We start from the raw sequence: 5720 nt of genomic DNA, 5'->3' as shown, positions 1-5720 counted from the left end.
AAAAAAAGGCGGCGACATACTCTCCCACGAGATGCAGTACCATCTGCGCTAACGGGCTTAACTTCTCTGTTCGGAATGGGAAGAGGTGAGCCCCGTTGCTATAACCACCTTAAAATTTAAGTTAGGAGTTGTGAGTTATGAGTTATGCTTTTAGCTTAACTCTGCACTCTGAACTCTTAACTGCGCCATAGGCGCCAATAACTTTGACATGATTGGAAAATAATAATATAAGAAAACACTTTGAGCAAAGGTAATTTGAAGCTTTAGGTTGTTCCTCCCGGCCATTGCTGGCCGGGAAGTGCACTAAGCTATACGGATTATTAGTATCACTCGGCTATGACATTACTGCCTTTACACCTGTGACCTATCAACGTGGTAGTCTCCCACGATCCTTTAAAGAAATCTCATCTTGTGGTGGGTTTCGCGCTTATATGCTTTCAGCGCTTATCCCTTCCCGACGTAGCTACCCAGCAGTGCTCCTGGCGGAACAACTGGTACACCAGAGGTCAGTCCAACTCGGTCCTCTCGTACTAGAGTCAGATCCACTCAAATTTCTAACGCCCACTGTAGATAGAGACCGAACTGTCTCACGACGTTCTGAACCCAGCTCGCGTGCCACTTTAATGGGCGAACAGCCCAACCCTTGGGACCTTCTCCAGCCCCAGGATGTGACGAGCCGACATCGAGGTGCCAAACCCCCCCGTCGATGTGAGCTCTTGGGGGAGATCAGCCTGTTATCCCCGGCGTACCTTTTATCCTTTGAGCGATGGCCCTTCCATGCGGAACCACCGGATCACTATGCTCTACTTTCGTACCTGATCGACCTGTATGTCTCTCAGTCAAGCTCCCTTATGCCATTGCACTCTACGCACGGTTACCAAGCGTGCTGAGGGAACCTTTAGAAGCCTCCGTTACTCTTTTGGAGGCGACCACCCCAGTCAAACTACCCACCAAGCACTGTCCTTCCAATGGAAGTTAGGCTTCAAACAAGTAAAGGGTGGTATTTCAACAATGACTCCACAACCCCTGGCGAGGCTGCTTCAACGTCTCCCACCTATCCTACACATCACTTGTCCAAAGTCAATACTAAGCTATAGTAAAGGTGCACGGGGTCTTTTCGTCCCACAGCGGGTAATCGGCATCTTCACCGATACTACAATTTCACCGAGCTCATGGCTGAGACAGTGTCCAGATCGTTGCACCATTCGTGCAGGTCGGAACTTACCCGACAAGGAATTTCGCTACCTTAGGACCGTTATAGTTACGGCCGCCGTTTACTGGGGCTTCAATTCAATGCTTCGCCGAAGCTAACATCTCCTCTTAACCTTCCAGCACCGGGCAGGTGTCAGACCCTATACATCATCTTTCGATTTAGCAGAGTCCTGTGTTTTTGATAAACAGTCGCCTGGACCTCTTCACTGCGGCCCTGTATTGCTACAGGGCGACCCTTCTCCCGAAGTTACGGGTCAATTTTGCCTAGTTCCTTAGCCATGAATCTCTCGAGCACCTTAGAATTCTCATCCCAACTACCTGTGTCGGTTTGCGGTACGGGCTGCTTTACTCGCTTTTCTTGGAAGTCGATATTCAGGATTATCACCGCCGCCGAAGCTTTGGTGTACTATCGGAGTGTTACCACTTCCTTCAACGCACAATTCCGTCTGTGCGCACCTAATTCTCGCCTCCGTCACTTTTAACGTAAAGCAGGTACCAGAATATTAACTGGTTGTCCATCGACTACCCCTTTCGGGTTCGCCTTAGGCCCCGACTAACCCTCAGCTGATTAGCATAGCTGAGGAAACCTTAGTCTTTCGGTGTGCGGGTTTCTCGCCCGCATTATCGTTACTTATGCCTACATTTTCTTTTGTAACCGCTCCAGCATCCCTCGCAGGTACACCTTCTACGCTGTTACAATGCTCCCCTACCACTCTGTGCTTATGCACAAAATCCATAGCTTCGGTAGTATGTTTATGCCCGATTATTATCCATGCCGAACCGCTCGACTAGTGAGCTGTTACGCACTCTTTAAATGAATGGCTGCTTCCAAGCCAACATCCTAGCTGTCTAAGCAGTTCAACCGCGTTTTTTCAACTTAACATACATTTGGGGACCTTAGCTGATGGTCTGGGTTCTTTCCCTCTCGGACATGGACCTTAGCACCCATGCCCTCACTGATCAACATCATTTTATAGCATTCGGAGTTTGTCAGGAATTGGTAGGCGGTGAAGCCCCCGCATCCAATCAGTAGCTCTACCTCTATAAAACTAATTAATCGCTGCACCTAAATGCATTTCGGGGAGTACGAGCTATTTCCGAGTTTGATTGGCCTTTCACCCCTACCCTCAGGTCATCCCAAGACTTTTCAACGTCAACGGGTTCGGTCCTCCACTATGTGTTACCACAGCTTCAACCTGCCCAAGGGTAGATCACACGGTTTCGCGTCTAACACTACCAACTAAAGCGCCCTATTCAGACTCGCTTTCGCTACGGCTCCACCTCTTAAAGGCTTAACCTCGCTGGCAACGTTAACTCGTAGGCTCATTATGCAAAAGGCACGCCGTCATATGGATGCATGCTCCGACCGCTTGTAAGCGTATGGTTTCAGGATCTATTTCACTCCGTTATTCACGGTTCTTTTCACCTTTCCCTCACGGTACTGGTTCACTATCGGTCTCTCAGGAGTATTTAGCCTTAGCGGATGGTCCCGCCAAATTCATACAGGGTTTCTCGTGCCCCGCACTACTCAGGATACCACTATGGTTTATGTTCATTACCTATACCGGGCTATCACCGTCTATGGCCGCTCTTTCCAAAGCGTTCTAGTTCTGTTCACAACCAAGGTCGTGGTCCTACAACCCCGGCAAGTCCGTAAACTTACCGGTTTGGGCTAATGCGCGTTCGCTCGCCACTACTAGCGCAATCACTATTGTTTTCTTCTCCTCCGGGTACTTAGATGTTTCAGTTCCCCGGGTTCGCCTCCTTGCGGATACTTAACCTTCAGTTAAGTGGGTTGCCCCATTCGGATATCTGCGGATCAATGAGTATGTGCCTCTCCCCGCAGCTTTTCGCAGCTTATCACGTCCTTCTTCGCCTCTGAGAGCCTAGGCATTCCCCATACGCCCTTATTTAGCTTATGTGCTTTTACCTAATATGCTCTTGGTAGTTATGAGTTATGAGCTAAGAGTCGTGCAACTCTATCCCTCAATACTCAAAACCTTAATTATAATTTGCTCTATCTATAATTTAAAAAACTATAGAAATTTTTATGTTTCTCGTATTCTTATTTTCCAATATGTCAATGAACGTTTTCAAGTTCTGAGTCTTGAGTTAGGAGTGATGAGTTAACAAACTCTGCACTCTTAACTCCGAACTCTTAACTCGGATGTGGAGAATATCGGAGTCGAACCGATGACCTCCTGCGTGCAAGGCAGGCGCTCTAGCCAGCTGAGCTAATCCCCCATTTCTCTAGTTAGAGAGTTATGAGTTGTGAGTTATGAGTTGATAACCCGCAATAACTCGCTCCTAGAATTTCCTTTTCAATACTTTTTAATGAACTTATGTGCCTTTGAGCAAAAACTCTGAACTCAGAACTTTTAACTCATAACTATCGCTCTCTGCGCGATTAGTAGTCTCAGGCAGACTCGAACTGCCGACCTCTACATTATCAGTGTAGCGCTCTAACCAGCTGAGCTATGAGACTGTTTCTTTTAAGAAACTAGACTTATAGACACTAGAATCTAGACATCTGTCTAGTCTCTAGGCTCTTGTTTCTTGTTTCTGTTTTATTATTAAATTGACAGTGAATTAAGACCAAAAGAAGTCTTTTACTTCATTTGTAAAAAGGCTCCTTTGTCGTAATTGCGTTTGCTTCTATTAAGAGAAGCAAATCTCTAGAAAGGAGGTGTTCCAGCCGCACCTTCCGGTACGGCTACCTTGTTACGACTTAGCCCCAGTTACCAGTTTTACCCTAGGCGGCTCCTTGCGGTGACCGACTTCAGGTACCCCCAGCTTCCATGGCTTGACGGGCGGTGTGTACAAGGCCCGGGAACGTATTCACCGCATCATGGCTGATATGCGATTACTAGCGATTCCAGCTTCACGGAGTCGAGTTGCAGACTCCGATCCGAACTGTGATAGGGTTTATAGATTCGCTCCTGGTCACCCAGTGGCTGCTCTCTGTCCCTACCATTGTAGCACGTGTGTGGCCCAGGACGTAAGGGCCGTGATGATTTGACGTCATCCCCACCTTCCTCACGGTTTGCACCGGCAGTCTGGTTAGAGTTCCCGACATTACTCGCTGGCAACTAACCACAGGGGTTGCGCTCGTTATAGGACTTAACCTGACACCTCACGGCACGAGCTGACGACAACCATGCAGCACCTTGTAATCTGCCCGAAGGAGGGGGTGTTTCCACCCCTGTCAGACTACATTTAAGCCCTGGTAAGGTTCCTCGCGTATCATCGAATTAAACCACATGCTCCACCGCTTGTGCGGGCCCCCGTCAATTCCTTTGAGTTTCATTCTTGCGAACGTACTCCCCAGGTGGGTTACTTATCACTTTCGCTTAGCCACTCAGACCTCAATCGGTCCAAACAGCTAGTAACCATCGTTTACGGCGTAGACTACCAGGGTATCTAATCCTGTTCGCTACCTACGCTTTCGTCCATCAGCGTCAGTAAATTATTAGTGATCTGCCTTCGCAATCGGTATTCTATGTAATATCTATGCATTTCACCGCTACACTACATATTCTAACCACTTCATAATTACTCAAGGACAACAGTATCAATGGCAGTTCTACAGTTGAGCTGCAGACTTTCACCACTGACTTATTGTCCCGCCTACGGACCCTTTAAACCCAATGATTCCGGATAACGCTTGGATCCTCCGTATTACCGCGGCTGCTGGCACGGAGTTAGCCGATCCTTATTCATACGGTACCGTCAAGCCCCCTCACGAGGGGGTGTTTCTTCCCGTATAAAAGCAGTTTACAACCCATAGGGCAGTCTTCCTGCACGCGGCATGGCTGGATCAGGCTCTCGCCCATTGTCCAATATTCCTCACTGCTGCCTCCCGTAGGAGTCTGGTCCGTGTCTCAGTACCAGTGTGGGGGATCTCCCTCTCAGGACCCCTACCTATCGTAGCCATGGTAAGCCGTTACCTTACCATCTAGCTAATAGGACGCATACTCATCTTTTACCGCCGAAACTTTAATGAAGAGATGATGCCATCTCTACATACCATGGGATATTAATCCGGGTTTCCCCGGGCTATGCCCCTGTAAAAGGTAGATTGTATACGCGTTACGCACCCGTGCGCCGGTCGCCACCATCCGAAGACGTGCTGCCCCTCGACTTGCATGTGTTAAGCCTGCCGCTAGCGTTCATCCTGAGCCAGGATCAAACTCTTCATCGTTAAATCTTAAATAATATAACAATTACTAAGGAATTCCTCTTCTTCATCCCATTTGCATGAGAATCAAAGCTCAAAACGTTCTTCTAGTCTTAATTCTTTTATTATGCATCATGTTATCGCTAACATGATACGCGCTGTCAATTCAATATGTCAATGAACTTGAACCCCTCCGCCTTCGGCACCTCCCCTTAGAAAGGGGAGGATCATTCCGTATTTTTGGAAGGATCGTCTTGTTGAAATAAAAGGAGTTGAACCTTTTCTGCCTGTGCCCTACCCGGGATTCCTTTTCAGTATAATTTGTGAACTT

Annotated in this window: 2 tRNA genes and 3 rRNA genes; all 5 read right to left on the bottom strand. The window is 47.9% G+C overall.

The window, feature by feature from the left end:
* Window positions 1-3: 3 nt before the first annotated feature.
* The 5 genes from rrf to CRO16_RS15990 all read right to left on the bottom strand — a co-directional run bounded on the left by rrf (window position 4) and on the right by CRO16_RS15990 (window position 5413).
* Window positions 4-112, bottom strand: a 5S ribosomal RNA gene (rrf, locus tag CRO16_RS16010).
* A 187-nt stretch (window positions 113-299) separates the two neighbouring features.
* Window positions 300-3135 (bottom strand): 23S ribosomal RNA (locus CRO16_RS16005).
* A 247-nt stretch (window positions 3136-3382) separates the two neighbouring features.
* A tRNA-Ala gene (locus CRO16_RS16000) sits at window positions 3383-3456 on the bottom strand.
* Between the two features lie 167 nt (window positions 3457-3623).
* Window positions 3624-3697: transfer RNA gene (locus CRO16_RS15995), tRNA-Ile, on the bottom strand.
* A 194-nt stretch (window positions 3698-3891) separates the two neighbouring features.
* A 16S ribosomal RNA gene (locus CRO16_RS15990) occupies window positions 3892-5413 on the bottom strand.
* Together the 16S, 23S and 5S rRNA genes with 2 tRNA genes alongside form the textbook arrangement of a ribosomal RNA operon.
* Window positions 5414-5720: the final 307 nt, after the last annotated feature.

Source organism: Salinimicrobium sediminis, from assembly GCF_900215295.1.
Taxonomy (GTDB): Bacteria; Bacteroidota; Bacteroidia; order Flavobacteriales; family Flavobacteriaceae; genus Salinimicrobium; species Salinimicrobium sediminis.
This window is presented reverse-complemented; position numbering and strand designations above follow the sequence as displayed.